Below are 21,755 nucleotides of genomic sequence, written 5' to 3'. Positions count from 1 at the left end.
CCGCTCAGCGGGTGAGGTGCGCCGCGGAGGCCCGCTGCGGACCCGGCGCCCGCGTGCCGGCGGCCGTCGCACCGCACGGCCCGGCGAGCGCCTTCCCGGCCCGTGCCTACAGGGGCGTGCGTCCCGAGACGCTGCCGCCCGGATCGTCCGCGAGGGCGATGCGGGCGGTGATGCGCTTGCCGACCGGCTCGCGCCGCGCCTCGAAGGCCTGGACGACGGCCATGACGATCTCCAGACCGTGCTGACCGACGCGGCCCGGGTCCGCGGCGCGGGCCACCGGGAGCGCCGGGTCCGAGTCCCACACCGCCACCTCGACCAGCGCGCCGACGATCCGCAGGTCGACCAGCACCGGTCCGGGGGCGTACTTGCAGGCGTTGGTGACCAGCTCGCTGACCACCAGCTGGGTGAGGTCCATGGCCCGGGCCGAGACCGGCAGGCCGTGCTCCGCCTGCACGCGGGTCAGGAACCGCGCGGCATGGCCCCGGGCCTCGGCGATGCAGCCGCCTTCCCCGTCCAGCGCCACGGCGGTGCTCATCGGTCCGGTCCCGGGGGCGGTGGCGTCGTCTCCTCCGGCACCCAGCCCGGTGGATGCCGCCTTCACTGTGTTCACGGGCGCCGTCTACCCCGGGCTCATCCGAGCATGCCGGTCACTTCCGCGGCCGTTCTCCGCACATCAGGGAGGCGGAAGCCGGTCGGGCCGGACCGGACGCGTCTTGCACACCGTCCGCCGCCCTGATCGCCGGCCGGGCCGCCCACCTGCCGCGAGCGTTCGCATCGCCTCCGGGACGGCGGAACGCTTCACCCTTCATCCACTGCGTGGTCACCGCCGTTCCGGCGTCCGTCCTGGTGAGGCCGCCCGGCACGGTGCAACGACGGAGCTGTCCCGATTCCCTCCCCGTCCGTTGCGCCTGGCCTCCGACACTGCAACCTTCGACTCTTGAACACATGCCGCGCTCGTATGCGCCGCTTGCCCGGTTCGAGAAGCTCGCGCGTTCATGCCATCAAGGAGTCAAGCAGTGGTCGTACGGAGAAAAGCGGTCCCACGGAGCAGAGGGGACCGTGCCCTCGTCTGGCTCGGCCGCGTCGCCGCCGCCGTCCTGCCCCTCACCGCGGGGGCTCCGGTCGCCGCCGCCCCCCTCACGGCGGGGACCACGGCGGAGGCCACGGCGGAGGCCGCCCCCCTCGCGGCCGAGCCGGCCCCCGAGTGCGTGGCCCTCCACGAGAGCTGGCGCTACACGACCGTCGAGAACACCTGCCCCGAGGCGCTGGGCCTGGCGGTCGTCTACCAGGACGGCGCGACGGGACCGTGCTCCACCGTTCCGCCCGGCGCGTTCACCACCCTCGGCGAGGGCTACCTCGGCCGGCACGGCCGGGCCGACCACGCCGCCCTGTGTCCGCCGTCCTGACCCGGCCCTAATTTCTCGCGGTGCGCGTGCAAGGAAGCCCGCATCCGGGGCACTAGAGAGACAAGGGCACTGCTATCCACCGGAGGCACGTCATGATCGCCCTGGGTGTCATCCTCCTCATCATCGGCTTCCTCACAGGAATATCCATCCTGTGGACCATCGGGATCATCCTCTTGGTGATCGGAGCCATCCTCTGGATCATGGGTTCCATGGGGCACGCGGTCGCCGGCCGGCGCCATTATTGGTGAGCGGCGATCTCGTCGCCGGGACCCCGACGGCCGGCAGCGCCTGCGCTGCCGGCCGTTCCCGTGTGCCGGCAGACGGCCCGGGTCACCGCGTCATCCGCTCGCCCCCCCCGGGCACAGCAGGCCGCGCTCCCAACCCTGATCCTCGTCACGCTGCGCCGCACCCGCCGAAGCCCGTGTCTCCCCCCGCCCCCGCCCTGAGGCGGCCCCTGCCGGGACTGTCGCAGACGCGGCCCGGCATTGTCCTTGATCCGTAACAGAGGGATCCCGCGTCCCGTCCCCGCCGTCCTGCCATGTGCACGGAACCCATCGACACGGCAGGGGGCGGACGGACATGGCGCGGCACGGCGGGCGGGGATGGTACGGCCGGATGATCGCGGCGGCACTCGGGGTCACGGCGCTGGCCGCCGCGACCTCGGTGTGGAGCGCCGAGGCCGGCCAGACGCACGGCCAGCCTGCCACGCCGGGTGCCTCGGCCCGGGCGGCCGCGCCGAAGGCGGCGCCCGTGTCCGCCGTCATCGCCCACTCCTCGGACCGGGGCGCGCACGCGGTCAACATCACCATCGACGACGGCCCGGACCCGGTCTGGACGCCGCAGGTGCTCCGCTTGCTGCGGGACCACGGCGTGAAGGCGACCTTCTGCATGGTCGGCACGCAGGCGCAGGCGCACCCGGACCTGGTCAGGAAGGTCGTGGCCGCCGGGCACCGGCTGTGCGACCACACGGTGTCGCACGACACCGGGATGGACGGCAAGTCCCGGGCCTACCAGTCGCAGCAGGTCGTGGAGGCCGAGCGGCAGATCACCAAGGCGTCCGGGGGTGTGCGGCCGCTGTACTACCGGGCGCCGGGCGGCGCGTTCACCCCCTACAGCCGTCAGCTGGCCGCCTCGCACGGAATGCGCCCGCTGGGCTGGAACGTCGACTCCAAGGACTTCGAGCGGCCGGGCACGGACGCCATCGTCGCGACCGTCAAGAGCCAGCTCGCCAACGGGCCGACGCTCCTCTTCCACGACGCCGGCGGCGACCGCGCCCAGACCGTGGCCGCACTGCGCGTCCTGCTGCCGTGGCTGAAGGAGCAGGGCTACGCGTTCGGTTTCCCGGTCCGCTGACCGGGACGGATCCGGGGGCGCGTTCCGGGCCTCGGCCCCCGCGCACGCGGCCGGGTGAGCGCCCGGCGCGGAACCGGCCGCACCGCGCGCCGGGCGTGCCGGAACGGGCCTGCGGCCGCCGCGGGCCGCAGGTGCTGCCCCGGCTGCTCGGCGCCTGCCTGGAGCCGTGGACGGGGGACGGGCGCACGGCCCGGGAGCTGCGGCGCGCGGCCGGGCTCGCCTGGCGGCTGAGCGCACTGGGCCGGGCCGCCTCCTGGCGGCGGATGTTCCCCGGCGTATCCGGCGCGTCCGGCGCGGGGCCGGGGGCCGCGGAGAGCGCCCGGTGCCTGCCGGAGCTGCTGGACGAGCCGCCGTTCCGGGCCGGCTGACGGTGCGCTCCCCGCGCCGGTGCGCCGGTCACGGCAGGGGCGTGCCGCCCGTCGCGTTGAGGATCTCCGCGGTGATGAAGCTCGACTCGGGCGAGGCCAGATAGACGTAGGCGGGGGCCAGCTCGGCGGGCTGGGCCGGACGCCCGAGCGGGCTCTGCTTGCCGAACTCCGACGTGTCGGGCATGGTCGCGGGGATGAGCGGGGTCCACACCGGGCCCGGCGCGACCGCGTTGACCCGGATGCCGCGCTCGGCGACCATCTGGGCCAGCCCGTGCGTGAAGGTGACGATCGCGCCCTTGGTCATGGCGTAGTCCAGCAGGTGCGGGCTCGGCTGGTACGCCTGCACGGAGGTGGAGTTGATGACGCAGCCGCCGGCCGGGATGTGCGGGAGGGCGAACTTGGTGAGCCAGAACATCCCGTAGAGGTTGGTCCGCATCACCCGGTCGAACTGCTCGGTGCTGATGGCCTCGATGCCGTCGGGCTGGGACATCTGGTAGGCGGCGTTGTTGACGAGGACGTCGATCCGGCCGAACTCGGCGACCGCCCGCTCGATCAGCGACCGGCAGTTGTCCTCCTCGCGGATGTCGCAGGACACGGCGACCGCCTTGCGTCCCGCCTCCTCCACCAGGCGGGCCGTCTCGCGGGCGTCTTCCTCCTCCTCGGCGAGATACGTGAAGAGCACGTCGGCGCCCTCGCGGGCGAAGGCCAGCGCCACGGCGCGTCCGATGCCGGAGTCCCCTCCCGTGATCACGGTCTTGCGGCCGTCGAGACGGCCGGAACCGCGGTAGGACTCCTCGCCGTGGTCGGGCTGCGGGTCCATCCGGGCGGTGTGGCCCGGGTGCGGCTGATCCTGGGAGGGGAAGTCGGGGCGGGGGTGCTGGGTGACCGGGTTCGGCCGGTCACCGTGCTGGTCGGTCACAGTGGTCTCCTGCGTCTCGGATCGACGGGACAGGCAACCGGGTTCCCGGCTCAGGGCGGGTGAAAAGCGCTCCCACCCGACCGGCGCACCCCTCTTGCGCGGGCGGGGGCGGTGCGCCCCCGCGGTCAGGCCGTCGTGGGGCCCCGGCCGGTGTCGCGCATCCGGTCCCTGCGGGCGAGGTTGTAGATCCGCAGGAGGTGCTTCGCCACGGCACAGTGCGTGCCGTCGGCGTGGCACTGACGGCAGGTCCGCATGTGCTGCTCGTACGTGAGGCGCGCGTCTTCCAACGCGTCGTTACTGCTGGACATGGGCATCTCCGGGCAGACACCGTCCCGCGACGGTGTCGAGTTGACTGACTGGTACAGCTCCAGAGAAAGGTGATCATGTTACTGGCGGTACTGGGAAACCCGTCCTGCCTGACCCGCCGGCGGGCGATCCCGAATACGTCAACGCCCCCCGCGAAGGTCAGGTGGGGCGCTGGTCAAGACGTGTGGACCGGCCGGGGTGGGACAGCCGGTCATACCGGTCAACGGCGTGTGCGGCGCCGGTAGTAGTGGGTGGTGACGACGGCCAGCAGCGGCCCCCACGCCACCATCGGCACGTAGCAGAGGGTCATCACCCACTCCCCCCACGGTGTGATCGCCATGTCGGCGTGCAGCGTCGTCCACACGAAGAGCACGCCGTAGACCGTGCAGGCGAGTGCGCCGAGCGCCGCGGGTACGGCCGCGGCGAGCACGGGGATGCGACGCCCGCGCAGGCGTGGCACCCACCGCGGCCATACTTCGCCCCACGGCCGCACCAGTCCCAACGTCAGGAAGGCCAGTGCCTCCTGCAGAACGGACAGCAACGGCACCATGAGGTACCCCCAGCCGGGAACGAGCATCGCGTCGTACTCGGACGCGGCGAGCCCCAGCGGGACACCGAGCACCACGGCGAACCGCCACAGCGCCGACGGCAGGGAGGTCCACAGGACCGCGGCTGCCGCGCGCCGGGCCCACAGGGGCACAGGTGCCGTGGTCCCAGGACGTGCAGGGGTAGGTGGCAGCGCGCTGCTGGTCATGAGGCCGGGGCTCCCTGTTCGAGGGCTGGTTGCGACATCCCGGAGACTGTCACGCACCCTCGCGCGGCCACATCCGTCCCCAGGGCGGGAGCGCGTGCGCCTTCGGGCGCATGCGCCCGAAGACGGAGTCAGACCGTGGACGTAGCAGCCGCACGCCAGTCGGAGCGCTCACGCCGCACCGGGCTCGGGACGTTGTGCGGGTCGGGGCCGAAGGACACGGCCCGAGGGCAGCCCCTCGTAGCCGTTCACGTCCTGCTGCGGGCGGGCCGGGGCCCGGCCCGCCCCGCTCGGCCGTTCCCGGCCGGGGACCCGGCACACTGTGCGGGTGAACGACTTCCGTCCGGTCCAGCAGAGCCCCGCCCCCGAGCGGTACGGGCGCCTGCGGGTGCAGTCCCGCGACCTCTCCCCCGCCGACTGGCTCACCGAACTCGGGCCGGGGCAGGGCGCCTTCGGCACGGTGGCGGCCGTGGCCGCGCCGGGTTTCGCCGCCTACGCGCGCATCCTGCACCCCGCAGCGCTCGACGAGCGGCCGGTGCGCTGGTCGACGGCGGCCGCCGCGCACGGGACGCGGGTGGCGCCCACCTCGCGCTGGCACGAGGTCGTCGGGATGGACCAGGACTGCCTGGACGTCTCCGAGTACGGCCTGCCGGGAGTGTGGGACGAGCACCCGGAGGAGGGGCCGACCCCACCGGACGTGGCGCGGTCGCTGCTGCCCGTCCTGGAACGGCACACCGCGACCGCGGAACACTGCTGGTTCGGGCTGTGGTGCGGGTACGGCCAGTGGGACTTCGGCCGGTTCCCGACGTTCGGGACGCCGGGCCGTGACGAGGTCCTGCTGGCCGGCCGGCTGGCCGACGCCGTCTCCCCGACGTCGCTGGACCCGTTCGCCCACCTCCCCGACCTGTGGTGGCCGCAGGACCGCGCCTGGTGCGTGGGCGGCGACGTGGACCTGGTCAGCACCTACGTCGGCGGTTCCCGCGAGCTGATCGACGACCTGCTGGCCGCGCCGGGGCTGGAGGCGTGTCCCGCGGCCCCGGGCGACCCCGTCGGCTGAGCCCGCTCGGGCCGGGCCCCTCGCGGGGGCAGCCGGCACGGCCCCCGCGAGGAGCGGCTCGCCGCCCCGACGGCTGGTCCCGGTCCGGACGACGGGGCGGCGGGGAGATGGGCGGGTGGCGCGCCGAGCTACTCGCCGGGGGCGAGGACGTCCGCCGCGATGCGCGCCGCCTCGGCGACGAGCTCGTTGTCCACCGGGGCGTCCTGGGTGGACTTGCAGGACAGCACCACCAGCACCAGCGGTGTCTGCCGGGTCGTCCAGACCACGCCGATGTCGTTGGCGCTGGCGTAGGAGCCGGTGCCGGTCTTGTCCGCCACGACCCACTCCCGCGGCAGCCGGGCACGGAACCGCTCGCCGCTGGTGAGGGTGCCCTTCATCCAGGTGACGAGCTGCTCACGGTCGGCGTCGCGCAGCGCCGGGCCCAGCATCAGGCTCTCCAGGCTGCCGGCCAGGGCCAGCGGGGTCGTGGTGTCGCGCAGGTCCCCGGGGACCGCGGTGTTCAGGTCCGTCTCCCACCGGTCCAGCCGGCTCACGTCGTCGCCGAGGGACCGGAAGAAGCGGGTGAGCCCGGCCGGACCGCCGATCTGCCGGAGCAGCAGGTTGCCGGCCGCGTTGTCGCTGTTCTGGATCGCCGCCGCGCACAGGTCGGCCACCGTCATGCCGGTCTCCAGGTGTTCCTTCGTCCGGTCCGAGTTGTCGATGATGTCGCGCGGCGGATAGTGGATCACCTTGTCCAGGGGCGCGCAGCCCGCCTGGTCGCGCAGCACCGCCGCCGCGGCGAACGCCTTGAACGTCGAACACATCGCGAACCGTTCCTCGGCCCGGTGGGTCACGGTCCGGCCGGTGCGGACGTTGCGCGCGTACACACCGAGCCGGGCGTCGTGGCGCTGCTCCAGCTCGGCCAGCTCCTCCGTCCCGGCCTGCCGCGCCCGCCGGGCGGACGGCGCGGCGGAGGCGGCGGAGGCGGTGAACGCCGTGGCGGTCACCGCGGCGCCGGTGGCCGCGAGGCCGGCCCTGAGCAGGGAGCGGCGCGGCAGCGGGGTGGTGCGGTCGGAGCTGGTCATGGGTGAAGTCCTCCCGGATCGTCCGTCATGGGCTGACGGATCTTCGAGGGGACAGCGAAACAGCAGCGGCCCACTCATGTCCAAGAGTGAACTTTGAAGATCCCATGCCTCATTGATATGAGTGCTGGGTGGATCTCCTGGCGCACCTCGAGGCGTATGTGGCGACGGCCGACGAAGCGAGCTTCTCGCGGGCGGCCGATCGGCTCGGTATCGCCCAGCCGCTGCTCAGCCGCCGAATCAAGACGCTGGAGGAACACTTCGGCGGCCTGTTGTTCGACCGTTCCCGGCGGCAGATCGCGACCACGGAACTGGGCGTGCTGCTCCTGCCGTACGCGCGGGACGTGCTGGACCGGGCGCAGCGGCTGCGGCAGGTCGCCCGGTCGGCCCGGCGGTCCCAGGGGCAGGCCGTCGGCGTGCCCGCGGACTGCGCCCCGGCCGCGCTGGCCCGCGTCATCCGCGCCGGCAGCGAACGCGGGATCACCCTCGCGGTGCGGGAACTGCCGCCGACGCAGCGGGCTTCCGGCCTCGCCGACGGTTCGCTCGCCTACGCTCTGGTGCGGGTGGCGCCGGAACGGGCGTCGTTCCGGGTGCCGTTGGGAGTGGCGTCCGCCCCGGGGCCGGACGGCGACGGGGGCGCGGCCTCGCGCGGCACGGTCCACCTGGAGGCGCTGCGGCCGCGGCGCGGACGCACCGCCCGGACCGCCGCACCGCCACCCCTGCTGCTGCTGACGGAGGATGAGGTGCCGTACTTCGAGGAGAGGCTGACGCGGGCGGCCGCACGGGCTGGACTGCCCGAGTCGCGGATCCGCCCGGCCGGGCCGGCCGCCACCGCGTTCGCCGAGACGCTGGCGGGGCGGACACTGCTGCTGTGCGCCGAGCCGTTCGCCCGGCAGCACGGGGCCCGTTGGGCGCCCCTGGCCGACCGGTCGCTGCACCGGGGGTACGACGTGAGCGCCGCCGCCGGCCGGTCCGGCCCGGCGAGGGCGCCGGGCTGGCTGGCCGCGCTGCTGGCGTCGGCGGTGGAGGCCGTGCCCGCACGGTCCGCCGGGCACGGGCCCCGGACCGCGGGCGACTCCTCGCGGCTGGCGGCACGCGGATGAGCGCCGCGCAGGTGCACCACCCGGTGTACGTCGGCGGCGACGGCGCCCTCCTCGACGTCGCCGAGGCGATCGCCGCGGACTGGGCGGCCCTCGGCGTCCGCGGCTCCTTCCTCGCCCGCAACATCGACACCGGCGAGCAACTGGGCTTCGACGTCGAGGAGACAACGGCGCTCGCGTCGGTGGCGAAGGTCCCGCTGGCCCTGGTGGTGCTGGACCGGATCGCCGCCGGGGACCTCGCGTCGGCACAGCGGGTGACCGTCGACCCGGGCACCAGCAGCGTCGGTCCCACCGGGCTCGCGGCCTTCCGGCACCCGGCCGCCGTGGCCGTCGGCGACCTGCTCCTGCTGATGCTGTCGATCAGCGACAACGCCGCCGCCGACGCGCTGTTCGGTCTGGTGCCGGCGGCGGAAGCCGACGCGCGGCTGCGGGCCTGGGGGTGCGGGGACATCCACCTGCGGCACCGGATGAACCACCTGTACGAGTGCGCCGCCGGCGCCGCCGGCGACGACTTCTCCCTGGCTCTGGAACTGGCCGTGCGGGACGAGCGGGCGGGCCGGCACACCATCGAGACGCTGGACCCGGCGTACACCAACGCCGGGTCCGCCGCGGCCCTCGTGGACCTGCTGCAGCGCGTGTGGTGCGACGAGATCTCCACGCCCGCGGCCACGGCGGAGCTGCGCCGGCTGATGGGTCTGCAGGCCTTCACGCACCGGCTGGCGAGCGAACTGCGCACGGACTCGCTGCGCTGGAGCGGCAAGACCGGTACGTTCCTGCACCTCAGGCATGAGATCGGCGTGGTCGAGGCGGAACTCGGGGACCGGGTGGCGATCGCCGCGCTCACGCGCGCGGACCGACGGGCCGGTCATGCCCCGGACATCGACCTGGCGATCGGGGCCGCGGGCCGCGAGGCGTTCGAGGCCCTGCGCCGCTGAGGCGCCCGTCGTCCGAAAACCGTCGACCGGACCGTGGGCGCCGGCATCCCACCGACGGACGGCGGCCCGGCGGCCGGACGGCGGCCCGGCGGCCGGGGCAGGAGGGGGCCGTCCGTGCCCGCTCGGCGGGGCGGACGCGGACGGCCCGGTCGGCGCCTCAGACCAGGTCGAACCGGTCCAGGTTCATGACCTTGTCCCACGCGGCGACGAAGTCCCGCACGAACTTCTCCTTCGCGTCGTCGGCCGCGTACACCTCGGCGAGCGCGCGCAGTTCGGAGTTGGAGCCGAAGACGAGGTCGGCCCGGCTGCCGGCCCACTTCACCTCGCCCGTGCTCGCGTCACGGCCCTCGAACGTGGTCCCGTCCTCCGAGGTCGCCTTCCACGTCGTCCCCAGGTCCAGCAGGTTGACGAAGAAGTCGTTGGTGAGGACACCGGGCGTCCTGGTGAGGACGCCGAGCTGCGACCGCCCGTGGTTGGCGCCGAGGACGCGCAGACCGCCGACGAGCACGGTCATCTCCGGGGCGCTCAGGGTGAGCAGGTTCGCCTTGTCGAGCAGCAGGTACTCGCCCGGCAGACGGTTGCCCTTGCCGAGGTAGTTGCGGAAGCCGTCCGCGGTCGGCTCCAGCGCCTCGAAGGACTCCGCGTCGGTGTGCTCCTCGGTCGCGTCCACGCGGCCCGGGGTGAAGGGCACCTCCACCTGGAAGCCGCCCTCCTTGGCGGCCTTCTCCACCGCGGCGACGCCCCCGAGGACGATGAGGTCGGCGAGGGAGACCTTGCGGGGGGCGGAGGCGGCGTTGAACTCCTGCTGGATCCTTTCGAGGGTGCGCAGCACCTGGGCCAGCTCGTCGGGCTCGTTGACCTCCCAGCCGCGCTGCGGGGCGAGGCGGATGCGGGCGCCGTTGGCGCCGCCGCGCTTGTCGCTGCCGCGGAACGTCGACGCGGACGCCCAGGCGGTGGTGACGAGCTGGGACACGGACAGGCCCGAGTCGAGCAGCTTCGTCTTCAGGGCCGCGACGTCGGCGTCGTCGATCAGCTCGCCGTCGCGCTCCGGCAGCGGGTCCTGCCACAGCAGGGTCTCCTCCGGGACCTCCGGGCCGAGGTACAGCGACTTCGGGCCCATGTCGCGGTGGGTGAGCTTGTACCAGGCGCGGGCGAAGGCGTCCGCGAACTCCTGCGGGTTCTCCAGGAAGCGGCGGGAGATCTGCTCGTACACCGGGTCGAAGCGCAGCGCCAGGTCGGTGGTGAGCATCGTCGGGCGGTGCTTCTTCGACGGGTCGTGCGCGTCGGGGATGATCTCCGGGGCGTCCTTCGCCACCCACTGGTGGGCGCCGGCCGGGCTCCGGGTGAGCTCGTACTCGTACGCGAAGAGGTTCTTGAAGAACCCGTCGCTCCACCGGGTCGGGGTCGAGGTCCAGGTGACCTCAAGGCCGGAGGTGATGGTGTCGGCGCCCTTGCCGGTGCCGTAGGTGCTTCTCCAGCCGAGGCCCTGCTCCTCCAGCGAGGCGGCCTCGGGGTCGGGGCCGACGTGGTCGGCGGGGCCCGCTCCGTGGGTCTTGCCGAAGGTGTGGCCGCCGGCGATCAGGGCGACGGTCTCCTCGTCGTTCATCGCCATGCGGCGGAACGTCTCCCGGATGTCACGGGCGGCGGCCAGCGGGTCCGGGTTGCCGTTGGGGCCCTCCGGGTTGACGTAGATGAGGCCCATCTGGACGGCGCCGAGCGGGTTCTCCAGCTCGCGGTCGCCGCTGTAGCGCTTGTCGTCGAGCCAGGTGGTCTCGGGACCCCAGTAGACGTCCTCCTCCGGCTCCCACACGTCCTCGCGGCCGCCGCCGAACCCGAACGTCTGCAAGCCCATCGACTCCAGGGCCACGTTGCCGGCGAGGATCATCAGGTCGGCCCAGGAGAGCCTCTGCCCGTACTTCTTCTTCACCGGCCACAGCAGACGGCGGGCCTTGTCCAGGTTGGCGTTGTCGGGCCAGCTGTTGAGCGGGGCGAAGCGCTGCTGGCCGGCCCCGGCGCCGCCGCGGCCGTCGCTGATGCGGTAGGTGCCCGCGCTGTGCCAGGCCATGCGGACCATGAACGGGCCGTAGTGGCCGAAGTCGGCCGGCCACCAGTCCTGGGAGGTGGTCAGCACCTCCTCGATGTCCCGTTTCACCGCCGGAAGGTCCAGGCTCTTGAAGGCCTCGGCGTAGTCGAAGTCCTCGCCGAGCGGGTTCGCCACGGCCGGGTTCTTGGCGAGGATCTTCAGGTTGAGCCGTTCCGGCCACCACTGGCGGTTGCCGCCGCCCTGGGTCGGGTGCAGGGCACGGTCATGGGCGACGGGGCAGCCGCCGGTCGCTTCCTCCGCCTTCGCGTCTGTGACGATCGCGTCGTGGTTCTCAGTCATGGCAATCCTTCCGAACGGTGCGGAACGTGGTGCTCAGGAACTGCGGCCGGTGGAACAGGCGGGGCAGGTGCCCCAGTACACGATCTCCGCCTCGTCGACGGCGAAGCCGCGGTCGTCGAATGCGGTCAGGCAGGGCGCGTCGCCGACGGCGCAGTCGACGTCGGCGACGACACCGCACGAACGGCACACGAGGTGGTGGTGGTTGTCGCCCACACGTCCCTCGAACCGGGCCGGATGGCCGGCCGGCTCGATCCGGCGCACGAGACCCGCCGCGGTCAGCGCGTGCAGCGCCTCGTAGACGGCTTGCAGGGAGATGTGGCCCACGCGATCGCGCACTTCGGCGGCGATCGCCTCGACGCCCAGGTGGTCGCCGTCCCGGACGGTCTCCAGCAGCGCGACCCGGGCTGCCGTCACGCGCAGACCGGCACCGCGGAGCTCCTCGGCGGTGGTCGGACTCGGGGAGGCGGTCACGCGCCGAACCTACGTGACAAACACGAGGGGTTCAAGGAAACGAACGATGCAATTCAAGGACCCACGCCGAGCCGCCGAGCCGCCGAGTCTGTCGTCGTCCGGTCGTCCGGTCGTCCAGTCGTCGGGGCGTCGGGTCGTCGGGGCGTCCAGGTCCGGCCGGGTGAGAGCGAATGCCCACAAAAGGCACACACCCTCTATAAAGTGGTGAACCCGGCCTCCGTCATCGCGAGGCCAGTCGAGAGGGACCCCGGTGGAGCTGGACGCCGTCGCCGACGAGCTGTACGCGCTGCGGCCGGAGGAGTTCGTGGCCGCCCGCGCCCGGTACGCCCTGGAGGCCCGCACCTGCGGCGACAAGGACCTCGCCCGGCGGATCGGCGCGCTGCGGCGGCCGAGTCTGGCCGCCTGGGTCAGCAATCTGCTGGTGCACCGCCTGCCGGAGGAGGTCCAGTCGCTGCTGGCACTCGGCGAGCAGCTGCGCCGCGCGCACCGCGAGCTGAACGGGCCGGGCCTGAGGACGCTGGCCCGCCGGCAGAACGAGGTGATCGGCGCGCTGGGCCGCCGGGCCGGGCAGCTGGCCGCGCAGGCCGGGCACCCGGTGGGCGAGGGCGTCCGGCGCGAGGTCGAGGGGACCCTGCACGCCGTGCTCGCCGACCCGGACGCCGCGCGCGAGTGGGCGGCGGGCCGCCTGGTGAGGCCGCTCGCCCCGGCGGTCGGCTTCCCGGCGTCCGACGAGACCGCGCTCGGACACCGGCCCGCCACGACGGCGGCCACGCCGGCGGCCGCGCCGGAACGGGCTCGCGACGAGCGACCCCCCAGCCGCACGGACCGTGCCGGGGACGCGGAGCGGCGCCGGCTCCTCGCCGAGGCCCGCAGGCAGGCCCGGGACGCCGAGCGGGAGCTGCGCGTCCGGGAGAAGGAGGCGCAGGCCGCACAGCGGGAGGCGGAGGAGGCCGGCTCCAGGCCGGCCCGGCTGGAGCGGCGCGCCGGTGAGCTGCGCGAGGAGCTGCGCCGCGTCCAGGACGACCAGCGGCAGGCCCGGGCCGACGAGCAGGCGGCCCGGCAAAGGGCCCGACGGGCCGACCGGGAGGCGCGCGAGGCCCGGCGCCGCGCGGCCGAGGCCGCGGCTCAGCTCCGGCGGCTGACCTCCGGCTGACGTGCCGCCCCGCAGCGCACTTGACCGGCTGACGCGCCGCCCCGCAGCGCGCCTGACGCCGCGGCAGCCGGTGGCGTCCTCACCTGTTCGGGGGCAGGCGGTCCCGCCGTCCGTGGCATGCGCGGTGGTCGGTCGTTCGGCAGCCGTGTGAAGTTGCCGCCGCGGTGTGAGGGACCGGGGGCGGACGGGCAACGTACCCCTTCATGCCCCACGCGTACCTCCTGCGGCAGGTGATGCCATGACCACGGCGACGACCCGCGCGCTCCGGACTCCGCCCGCGAGAGGCGACGCGGCGACCGCCAGGCTCTCTCCGCCCGGCGCCGTGCCGTCCCTGCCGTCGCTGACCGGACTGCGCTGGGCGGCGGCGCTGCTGGTCTTCGGCCTGCACGTGCACAACTTCGGCTACTTCGGCGGCACCGGTGGCCGCCTGATGTCGTGGGGGTTCGGCTCCGGCGCCACCGGGGTGTCGTTCTTCTTCGTGCTCTCCGGATTCGTGCTGACCTGGTCGGCGCGGCCCCGCGACCGCGTCCTCGCCTTCTGGCGGCGGCGCGCGGCGCGGATCTACCCGGTGCACCTGGTCACGCTCGCCGTGGCGTTCGTCATGGCGTGCACGCTGACGCACCAGGGCCGGCCCACGGTGAAGCAGGCGCTGGCGAACGCGCTGCTGCTGCACTCCTGGTGGCGCCCGTGGTGGCAGACGCTGAACCCCGTCAGCTGGTCCCTCGCCTGCGAGGCGTTCTTCTACGCCGCCTTCCCGCTGCTGTTCCTGGTGCTGCGCCGGCTCGGCGTCCGCGGCTCGACCGCGCTCGGCGGACTGGCGGTGGCGGCGGTCGTGGTGCTCGCCTGGGCCGACGCGCACCACTGGTGGACCCGGTCGATCTACTCGTTCCCGGCCGCGCGGCTGCCCGAATTCGTACTCGGCGCGATCGCCGCGCGGCTGGTGCTGCTCGGCCGCTGGCGCGGGCCCGGCCTGGAGGCCTCGCTCGCCTTGGCGATCATCGGTTACTTCCTCGTGCCGCAGGTCACGCCCGGCTACTCCGCGACCGTCTGCACCATCGCCGGGTTCGCCCTGCTCATCCCCGCGGCGGCCGTCGCGGATCTGCGCGGGCTGCCCTCCCTGTGGCGGCACCGGCGGACGGTGCGGCTCGGGGAGCTGTCGTTCGCCTTCTACATGATCCACCTGCTGGTGCTGCGCGCCGCCGCGCCCCTGCTGGGCGCCCGACCGCACTACGGGGCCGTCGCGGGGCTCGCCGTCACGGCCGCCGTGTTCACCGTGTCGCTCGCCCTGTCCTGGGCGCTGTACGAGGGGGTGGAGCGCCCGGCCCGACGCCTGCTGCTGCGCTCCCGCTCCCGCCGGCCGGCCGCGCGGCCGCAGCCGGTCCCGGCGCCGCAGTCGGAGGGGGTCCCCGCCCGCCGGGAGGTCCCGGCGCCGGTCCGGGACTGACAGCGCCCCGCCCCCGCACACGGCGCCGTCCGCGCGACGCACGGAAGCACAGGGCAAGGGGGCAAGGGGGCACGAGAGCACGAGGGCGTCACCGAGCCGTGCGGCTCCCCTCCTGGGCGCCTGCGCCGGTGTTCCCCCGGATCACCCGGTTCGTCCCGTGCCGGACCGGTCCGGCGGGGCGCCGTGGATCGCGCGCGCGAGTGATGTCCGCAACAGCCGGGAGAGCCCGACGGGTTTCGGGGTAGGCGGCTCACCGACACCGGCCCGGCGGCGCACACCGGCGGGCCGGTCCTGCTCGTACACACCGAAGGAGCCGTGTCGACGTGCGCGGGAGACAGACCGCGGTGAACCGGCGGCCGGCAGCCGGCCCGTCCACCGCCTCCACCGCCCCTGCCCGGAAGCCGGCAGCCGTCTCCGCCGGAACCGGACGGGACCGGTCGCGCTCCCTGCGCGGTCCCCGGCGCCCGGGCGGGGAGCCGCACCGGCCGGATACCCGCCGGCGGGTACGCCCACACCCCCTGTCCGCCGGTGGGCTCGGCGGACAGGGGGTGACGTGGGACAAGGGTTTGGCCAGGCCGGAGGCCGGGGGCTACGGTGGGCGGTCGGCATTGATCGGCTCCGGGCAGCCGGCCGACCGCGGCGGCACCTGGTCGTGTGAGAGGAGAGGATGAGAGTGCCGGAGCAGGACGCGGCCGAATCGGCGGCGCAGGTGGTGAGTTCCTTCCTGGAACAGCGCCGCGAGCAGATCGCCCAGAGATGGGCCGACGCCCCCATGTTCCGCACGGTCTTCACCGTCTCCCGCGACGAGGCGGTCGAGGCGTGCAAGGCCGTGGTGGACGCGCTGTCCGAAGTGGCCGTCACCGGGCGGCTGGAGGACGTCGGGGCCCCCGGTTTCGACACCGTGCGCGACCAGCTGGGCCGCATGTCCGCGACCCGTGCCCGCACCGGGTACACCCCGGCGCAGATCGCCGACGAGGTGGCGGCACTGCGCGCACCCGTGACCGACCTGCTGCGCGAGGAGTTCGACGACCCGTCCGCCGCCCTGGCCCAGGAGTGCGTGCTGGTGCTCACCCTGCTGATGGGCACGCTGCGCCTGGTGGTGATGGAGACGGCGCTGGACGCGAACGCGGAGCTGATCGAACGGCAGCGGCAGCAGCTGCTCGAGGTGGCCACCCCGGTCATCAAGCTGTGGGAGGGCACGGTCGCCGTACCGCTGATCGGAACCCTGGACAGCGCGCGCAGCCAGGTCGTGATGGAGTCGCTGCTGGAGGCCATCGTCGACCAGCGCGCCCGGTACGCCATCCTGGACATCACCGGGGTGCCGACGGTGGACTCGCTCGTCGCGCAGCACCTGATGAAGACGGTGGCCGCCGCCCGGCTGATGGGCGCCGAGTGCATCGTCTCCGGGATCCGCCCGGCCATCGCGCAGACCATCGTGCAGCTCGGCATCGACCTGGGCTCGGTGCTCACCCGCGCCTCGCTGTCCGACGCGCTGGCCTACGCCCTGGGCAAGCAGGGCATCGAGGTGTCCCGTGCGGACGCGGGTGCGAGTGCCCGGTGAACCAGTCCACTCCCGGTCAGCCCGCCCAGGTGCCGGTGCTCGCCCTGGGCGACGTCCTGCTCGTCTCCCTGCAGGGCGAGCTGCACGACGGCCTGGCCGAGCAGCTGCAGCACGACATCACCAGCCGCATCGCCACCAGCCGGGTGACCGGTGTGGTGATCGACATCTCCGGTGTGGACATGGTGGACTCGTTCCTCGGCCGGGTGCTCGCGGAGATCGCCTCCACGGCCCGGCTGCTGGCGGCCCGTACCGTCCTGGCCGGGATGCGGCCCGCGGTGGCGATCACCCTGGTGGAGCTGGGGCTCACGCTGCCCGGCCTGGTCACCGCCCTGGACGTCGACCGCGCCATGGAACTGCTGTCCCAGAGGGGGAGCTGATGCAGGCGTCCGGCCAGGCGTCCGCGACGAGCCTGCCCATCGGCTCGGACGCGGATCTCGCCTGGGTCCGGCAGCAGGTGCGGCAGTGCGCGGCGCAGCTCGGCTTCGGCCTGGTGCAGCAGACCAAACTGGTCACGGCCGCCAGCGAGCTGGCCCGTAACACACTGGTGCACGGCGGCGGCGGACGGGTGGAGATCTCGCCGCTGGACAACGGCCGCCGCCGCGGGCTGCGGATGCGCTTCATCGACAGCGGTCCCGGCATCCGCGACCTGGAACTGGCCATGACCGACGGGTACACCTCCGGCGGGGGCCTCGGGCTGGGGCTGAGCGGAGCGAAGCGGCTGGTGCAGGAGTTCAGCGTGGACACCCGGCCCGGCCGGGGCACGACCGTCACGGCCGTCGCCTGGGTGACCCCGGTGCCCGCGTCACGTGCGGGGGTGGAATGAGCCGGGTCTGGGAGATCCCGGTGCACGACTCCACGCGGGTCCGGGACGCCCGGATGGCGGCCCGAGAGGCGTGCGTGGAGGCGGGATTCGTCCCGCAGCGCACGGCGGACGCCGAGCTGGTCGCCACCGAGCTGGCCACCAACCTGCTGAAACACGCGGGCGGGGGCCGCATGGTGGTGAACCTCGTGGCACCGCCGGACGACGCCGCGCGCACCTCCGTGCAGGTGTTCTCGCTCGACCACGGGCCGGGCATCGCCGACGTGGCCGCCGCGCTGCGCGACGGCCACTCCACCGCCGACGGCTCGCTCGGCGCGGGTCTGGGCAGTTGCCTGCGCAGCGCGAACGCCTTCGATCTGCACAGCCTGCCGGGCCGGGGGACGGTGGCGGCGGCCCGGATCGATCCGGAGCCCGGCGGGCGGGGAGCCCCGCAGACGCGGCTGCCCGTGGGCGGGATCACCGTCTCGCTCGGGCAGGCCGAGCAGTGCGGTGACGCCTGGGGCTGTGTGCGCTCCGACGGCCTGCTGACCCTGCTGCTCGCCGACGGTCTCGGGCACGGCCCGAAGGCGGCGCACGCGTCCGCCACGGCGGTGGCGGAGCTGCGCCGCACCGCGCACCTGCCGCCGGTGGACATCCTGCGCCGGCTGCACACCGTGCTGCGGCGGACCCGGGGCGCCGCGGTCATGGTGGCCCAGGTGGACTCCGAGCGTGCGGAGCTGAGCTTCGCCGGCGTCGGCAACGTCGGGGCCCGGGTGCGCACCGGGGACGGCTGGACGTCCCTCGTGTCCCATCCGGGGATCGTCGGGGCCTACTTCCCGGCGCACGTCCCCTTGCGCCGGGTGCCGTGGCGCCGGGACAGTCTGCTCGTTGTGCACAGTGACGGACTGCCCAGCCGCTGGACGCCGCCGGAGGACCTCCGGCTGCTCGCCCACGACCCGTCGGTGGTGGCCGCGGCGATCCTGCGCGACGCAGGCAGCCCCGCCCGCCCCGTACGCGACGACACCAGCGTGGCCGTACTGGCCCCCGACCGCCGGACCAGCGCCGATGACAGCCGCCTCTGAGACCTGGACCATCGCCTCCGCCGCCGACGCGGCCCGCGCCCGCGCCGTGCTGGCGCGGCTCACCGCGGCCGCCGGCGTGAGCGCGCTCGACCGCGCCCGTTTCCTGACCGCGCTCGCCGCCCGGCTGCGCGGGAGCCTCGGCGCGGGCGGCACGGCGCTGACCGTGACCGCCGGCGCGGACGGCGAACTGCGGGTCGCCCTGGGCGGTCCGGAGCCCTGGCAGCACTCCCTGGCCTGCCCCTCCCCCGTCGCGGGGCCGCTGCCCGCCCTGGACGAACCGGGGCTCGCCGAGGCGCTGCTGGACGCCGACGAGGACGCCGCCGCCCTGCTGGCCGCCCTGGACGAGACGGAGGAGCTGGTCCGGTTCCACCGGGAGGAGCTGCACCAGACCAACCAGGGCGTGCTGGCGCTGCACGCCGAGCTGGAGGCCGCGGCGCTGGCGCAGCGCGAGCTGCTGGAGGCGGAGCGGGCGGCGCGCGCGGAGGCGGAGAAGGCGCGCCGGCTGCTGACCTTCCTGGCCAACGCGAGCGCGGTCCTCCACGCCTCCCTGGACCACGAGGACATCCTGCGCCGGCTGCCCGAACTGCTGGTGCCGGAGTACGCCGGGCACGTGGACGTCTGGCTGATGGACGACGAGCGGACCCCGCCGGGCACGCGGGCGGCGGCCACGGTGGCGGCCGCCCGCACCGGCCGCCCCCAGTACGCGGGCCCGCGCCCCGGTGAGCTGCCGGGCGTGGACGACCTGCCGGCCTCGGCGCTGTCCCCGGACCGGCCGCTGCTGTGCCTGCCGCTCGGCGCGCGCACCGTGCAGGGCGTGCTGACGCTGGCCGCGCCGGGGGACCGCTTCGACCCGGACACCACGGTGATGCTGCTGGAACTGGCCCGGCGGGCGGGTATCGCCCTGGACAACGCGCGCCGGTACGAGCAGCACCGGGAGGTCGCCGAGGCGCTCCAGCGGGCCCAGCTCACCGAGCTGCCCGCCACACCGGGGCTCGACCTGGCCGCGCGCTACCTCCCGGCGACGCACGGCCTGAACATCGGCGGCGACTGGTACGACGCCTTCCCGCAGCCCGACGGCAGTGTGCTGGCGGTGATAGGGGACGTCACGGGGCACGGGCTGCGCGCGGCGGTCATCATGGGCCAGTTGCGCACCGCCCTGCGCGCCTACGCCGTCGAGGGCAACGGGCCGGCGCGGATCCTGACGCTGCTGCACCGGATGCTCCGCCACCAGTTGCCGGAGCTGTACGCGACCTGTGCGATCGCCCGGTTCACACCCGGCGAGGCCGGGGTGGTGTGGGCGGGGGCCGGGCATCCGCCGGCCGTCGCGCGCGGGCCGCTCGGCGAGGTGCGGGTGCTGGACGCGAAGCCGGGCATCATGCTGGGGGTCCCGGTGCCGTACGAGTACGAGGAGCACACCGTCGAGCTGCCGGTGGGCTCCACCCTCGCGCTGTACACGGACGGGCTGGTGGAGCGACGGTCGGCGGGGATCGACGCGGGCATCGACCGGCTCGCGCAGGCGATGGGGGCTCTCGGCGCGGCGGACCTGGAGGACCTGGACACGGCGGCCGACTCGCTGCTGAAGCCGATGCTGCACGACTCCGAGCACGACGACGACATCTGCCTGCTGCTGTGCCGCACCGGCCCTCGGTGACCGGTCGCGTCCGGTGCCCGGTCCGGAGGCGGTCGCCGCGTCCGGTGCCCGGCGCGGGGCGGTCGCCGCGGGGGGCGGGACGGCCGGGACGGCTGCCGGGCGGCCCGGCCGTGCGCGTGCGTGCCGGGGTCCCCGGGCCGGAGCGTCCGGAACCGGGAGCCACGGGGACTTCCGGTCGGGGTGAAGTCGGACCGCCTCCATGTCGCGTTGCCGGGACAGTGGGCCCGCCGGACGCGCTGGCCCGGACCCGGGGACCGTCGGCGGGCGCGTGTCCTCCTGCCGAGACGGCGCTCGTCAGGAGGGCCGGTCGCGTACCCGCGGCGGGCCGCGCCGGCCGCCCGCACTCGCCACCCTAGGCGCTGCCGGCGGCCCGCGCAGGTCGGCTCGGGCCGGACGCGGCGGTGCCGGTGCCGTGGGCGCGGGCGCCGATGCGCGGGGCGGCCGGGTCAGGGGCGCGCCACGACCCGCAGCATCTCCAGGGAGGGGTCCGCCGCGCCCGCGATGAGGAAGCCGTGGGCGACCCCGCTGCGCAGGTGGTCCAGGACCTCCGCGGTGATCACCTCGCCGGGCGCGACGACCGGCACGCCCGGCGGGTACGGGCAGATCATCTCGGCGGCGATCCGGCCCACGGCCCGCTCCGCGGGCACCTGCTCGGCGGGGCCGAAGAACGCGTCACGGGGCAGGAGAGCCTGCTCCAGTTCGAGGGTGCCGGGCTCGGGCAGACGCACGTAGGGCTGCCGCTCGATGGAGTCGGCGTGCTCGACCAGCGAGCGCACGGACTCCACGAGGAGCTTCTCGGTCTCGTCGTCGTCGGCGCAGGTGATGGAGGCGCTGATCCGGCAGGTGTCCGAACCGCCCACGTCGATGTGGCAGTTGGTGCGCAGCCACTCGGACGCCTGCATGCCGCTGATGCCGAGTTCCCGCACGTCGATGACGATTTTCATGGGGTCGAACTCGGCGGCCAGGCCCGCCTCGACGATCTCGCCGCCCATCACCCGCAGCCCGGGCAGCTCGCGCAGCTGCGCGCGGATGCGTTCGGCGCGGTGCAGTGCCGTGTCGAGCAGGTCGCGGCCCTGTTCGACCATCTGCCGCCGCCAGCCGTCGAGGGAGGCGTACACCAGGCTGGACGCACTGGTGGTGCCGAGCAGGTCCTCGCGCTGCTTGAGCACGTCGGGCGAGACCCGGTCGTGCTGGAGGTGGAAGACCGAGCTCTGTTCGACGGCGCCGCCCATCTTGTGGACGCTGGTGACGACGAGGTCGGCGTCCGCGTCCATGCCCCAGACGGGCAGGTCCGGGTGGAAGGGCAGGTGGGCGCCCCACGCCTCGTCCACGATGAGCGGCACGTCGAAGGCGTGGCAGGCGTCCGCCACGCCCCGGACGTCGGCGCAGGTGCCCCAGTCGGTGGGCGTGATGAGCAGCATGCCCTTGGCGTCCGGGTGTTCGCGCAGCGCCTTGCGCACGTCGTCGGGCTCGGGCGGATGGGCCAGGTGCCGTTCGGCGTCGAACTTCGGGTGCACCCAGACCGGTTCCACACCGTTGATGATGACCGCGGCGATGACCGACTTGTGCGCGTTGCGGGACAGCAGCAGCTTCTCGCCGGGCCCGGCGACCGACAGCATGGCGGTCTTGACGGACAGGGAGCTGCCGCAGGTGGAGAAGAACGCGTGCTCGGCGCCGACCGCGTCCGCCATCAGCTCCTGCGCCTGTTCCAGCACGCCCTGGGACTGGCGGCGGTCGTCCAGCCCGTTGAGGCTGAGCACGTCCGAGCGGAAGACGTCGATGCCGAGGATCTCGGCCACGCGGGGGTCCGTTCCGCGGCCCTGCTTGTGCCCGGGTGGCCCATACGCCACGTCCCCTCGTCGCCGGAACTCCTGCAGAGCCTCCAGGACGGGTACACGCGAGTGATCCATGGCTGTCCTCCAGACGTGCTCGGTGCCGCACACACCGTGTTGCAC

At 74.4% G+C, this 21,755-nt stretch carries 21 protein-coding genes and 1 pseudogene; 14 read left to right on the top strand and 8 right to left on the bottom strand.

Features of this window, described 5'->3' with window-relative positions; genetic code table 11:
• Positions 1-106: 106 nt before the first annotated feature.
• On the bottom strand, positions 107-535 hold the full coding sequence (locus ABZ261_RS17740) for an ATP-binding protein (protein ID WP_356860082.1): 429 nt from the start codon (positions 533-535) through the stop codon (positions 107-109).
• 481 nt (positions 536-1,016) lie between these two features.
• On the opposite strand from ABZ261_RS17740, the gene ABZ261_RS17735 reads away from it, so the two are divergent.
• The 4 genes and pseudogenes from ABZ261_RS17735 to ABZ261_RS17720 all read left to right on the top strand — a co-directional run.
• Entirely contained in the window at positions 1,017-1,406 is a 390-nt protein-coding gene (locus ABZ261_RS17735; protein WP_356860080.1) for an alpha-amylase, read from the top strand.
• Between the two features lie 92 nt (positions 1,407-1,498).
• Complete coding sequence (locus tag ABZ261_RS17730; RefSeq protein WP_356860078.1) at positions 1,499-1,654, top strand: DUF6131 family protein; 156 nt, start codon at positions 1,499-1,501, stop codon at positions 1,652-1,654.
• A gap of 331 nt (positions 1,655-1,985) precedes the next feature.
• A complete protein-coding gene (locus ABZ261_RS17725; RefSeq protein WP_356860076.1) occupies positions 1,986-2,759 on the top strand; it encodes a polysaccharide deacetylase family protein in 774 nt (257 codons plus the stop codon).
• Between the two features lie 95 nt (positions 2,760-2,854).
• Positions 2,855-3,127 (top strand): annotated as a pseudogene (locus tag ABZ261_RS17720) (aminoglycoside phosphotransferase family protein); the annotation flags it as partial.
• Positions 3,128-3,155: 28 nt separating this feature from the next.
• Here ABZ261_RS17720 and ABZ261_RS17715 read toward each other — a convergent pair.
• The 3 genes from ABZ261_RS17715 to ABZ261_RS17705 form a co-directional block, all read right to left on the bottom strand.
• Entirely contained in the window at positions 3,156-4,046 is an 891-nt protein-coding gene (locus tag ABZ261_RS17715; RefSeq protein WP_356860075.1) for an SDR family oxidoreductase, read from the bottom strand.
• A 125-nt stretch (positions 4,047-4,171) separates the two neighbouring features.
• On the bottom strand, positions 4,172-4,354 hold the full coding sequence (locus ABZ261_RS17710; protein WP_356860073.1) for a hypothetical protein: 183 nt from the start codon (positions 4,352-4,354) through the stop codon (positions 4,172-4,174).
• A 218-nt stretch (positions 4,355-4,572) separates the two neighbouring features.
• Positions 4,573-5,106: a hypothetical protein gene (locus ABZ261_RS17705; RefSeq protein WP_356860071.1), complete on the bottom strand. Its 534-nt coding sequence runs from the start codon at positions 5,104-5,106 to the stop codon at positions 4,573-4,575.
• A 325-nt stretch (positions 5,107-5,431) separates the two neighbouring features.
• Between ABZ261_RS17705 and ABZ261_RS17700 the strand changes: the two genes are divergently transcribed.
• Positions 5,432-6,160, top strand: coding sequence for a hypothetical protein (locus ABZ261_RS17700; protein ID WP_356860069.1), 729 nt, complete (start codon positions 5,432-5,434; stop codon positions 6,158-6,160).
• A 128-nt stretch (positions 6,161-6,288) separates the two neighbouring features.
• On the opposite strand, the gene bla is transcribed toward ABZ261_RS17700, so the two are convergent.
• Positions 6,289-7,224, bottom strand: a complete 936-nt coding sequence (gene bla, locus ABZ261_RS17695; protein WP_356860067.1) for a class A beta-lactamase — start codon at positions 7,222-7,224, stop codon at positions 6,289-6,291.
• A gap of 128 nt (positions 7,225-7,352) precedes the next feature.
• On the opposite strand from bla, the gene ABZ261_RS17690 reads away from it, so the two are divergent.
• Both ABZ261_RS17690 and ABZ261_RS17685 read left to right on the top strand, forming a co-directional pair.
• Entirely contained in the window at positions 7,353-8,324 is a 972-nt protein-coding gene (locus tag ABZ261_RS17690) for a LysR family transcriptional regulator (protein ID WP_356860065.1), read from the top strand.
• Entirely contained in the window at positions 8,321-9,256 is a 936-nt protein-coding gene (locus ABZ261_RS17685; protein ID WP_356860063.1) for a serine hydrolase, read from the top strand. The genes ABZ261_RS17690 and ABZ261_RS17685 overlap by 4 nt, the downstream gene beginning before the upstream one ends.
• A gap of 157 nt (positions 9,257-9,413) precedes the next feature.
• Here ABZ261_RS17685 and katG read toward each other — a convergent pair whose 3' ends face one another.
• Positions 9,414-11,639, bottom strand: coding sequence for a catalase/peroxidase HPI (gene katG, locus ABZ261_RS17680; RefSeq protein WP_356860061.1), 2,226 nt, complete (start codon positions 11,637-11,639; stop codon positions 9,414-9,416).
• 33 nt (positions 11,640-11,672) lie between these two features.
• Positions 11,673-12,110, bottom strand: a complete 438-nt coding sequence (locus ABZ261_RS17675; RefSeq protein WP_356860059.1) for a Fur family transcriptional regulator — start codon at positions 12,108-12,110, stop codon at positions 11,673-11,675.
• Positions 12,111-12,360: 250 nt separating this feature from the next.
• Here ABZ261_RS17675 and ABZ261_RS17670 point away from each other — a divergent pair, with 250 nt between their 5' ends.
• The 7 genes from ABZ261_RS17670 to ABZ261_RS17640 all read left to right on the top strand — a co-directional run bounded on the left by ABZ261_RS17670 (position 12,361) and on the right by ABZ261_RS17640 (position 19,800).
• On the top strand, positions 12,361-13,263 hold the full coding sequence (locus ABZ261_RS17670; protein ID WP_356860057.1) for a hypothetical protein: 903 nt from the start codon (positions 12,361-12,363) through the stop codon (positions 13,261-13,263).
• A gap of 238 nt (positions 13,264-13,501) precedes the next feature.
• Positions 13,502-14,707, top strand: coding sequence for an acyltransferase (locus tag ABZ261_RS17665; RefSeq protein WP_356860055.1), 1,206 nt, complete (start codon positions 13,502-13,504; stop codon positions 14,705-14,707).
• 667 nt (positions 14,708-15,374) lie between these two features.
• A complete protein-coding gene (locus tag ABZ261_RS17660; RefSeq protein WP_356860053.1) occupies positions 15,375-16,268 on the top strand; it encodes an STAS domain-containing protein in 894 nt (297 codons plus the stop codon).
• A complete protein-coding gene (locus ABZ261_RS17655; protein WP_356860051.1) occupies positions 16,265-16,645 on the top strand; it encodes an STAS domain-containing protein in 381 nt (126 codons plus the stop codon). The genes ABZ261_RS17660 and ABZ261_RS17655 overlap by 4 nt, the downstream gene beginning before the upstream one ends.
• Positions 16,645-17,091, top strand: a complete 447-nt coding sequence (locus ABZ261_RS17650; RefSeq protein ID WP_356860049.1) for an anti-sigma regulatory factor — start codon at positions 16,645-16,647, stop codon at positions 17,089-17,091. The genes ABZ261_RS17655 and ABZ261_RS17650 overlap by 1 nt, the downstream gene beginning before the upstream one ends.
• The gene (locus ABZ261_RS17645) at positions 17,088-18,149 is read left to right on the top strand and encodes an ATP-binding SpoIIE family protein phosphatase (protein ID WP_356860047.1); all 1,062 of its coding nucleotides are present in this window, start codon (positions 17,088-17,090) and stop codon (positions 18,147-18,149) included. Before ABZ261_RS17650 ends, ABZ261_RS17645 begins: the two co-directional genes overlap by 4 nt.
• Complete coding sequence (locus tag ABZ261_RS17640; protein ID WP_356860045.1) at positions 18,133-19,800, top strand: GAF domain-containing SpoIIE family protein phosphatase; 1,668 nt, start codon at positions 18,133-18,135, stop codon at positions 19,798-19,800. Before ABZ261_RS17645 ends, ABZ261_RS17640 begins: the two co-directional genes overlap by 17 nt.
• 446 nt (positions 19,801-20,246) lie before the next feature.
• Here ABZ261_RS17640 and ABZ261_RS17635 read toward each other — a convergent pair whose 3' ends face one another.
• A complete protein-coding gene (locus tag ABZ261_RS17635) occupies positions 20,247-21,710 on the bottom strand; it encodes an ornithine decarboxylase (protein ID WP_356860043.1) in 1,464 nt (487 codons plus the stop codon).
• Between the last annotated feature and the right edge of the window lie 45 nt (positions 21,711-21,755).

This window comes from Streptomyces sp. NPDC006193 (assembly GCF_040613915.1).
Classification (GTDB): Bacteria; Actinomycetota; Actinomycetes; order Streptomycetales; family Streptomycetaceae; genus Streptomyces.
The sequence above is the reverse complement of the archived record's forward strand: the minus strand, read 5'-3'. Positions and strand labels throughout refer to the sequence as shown.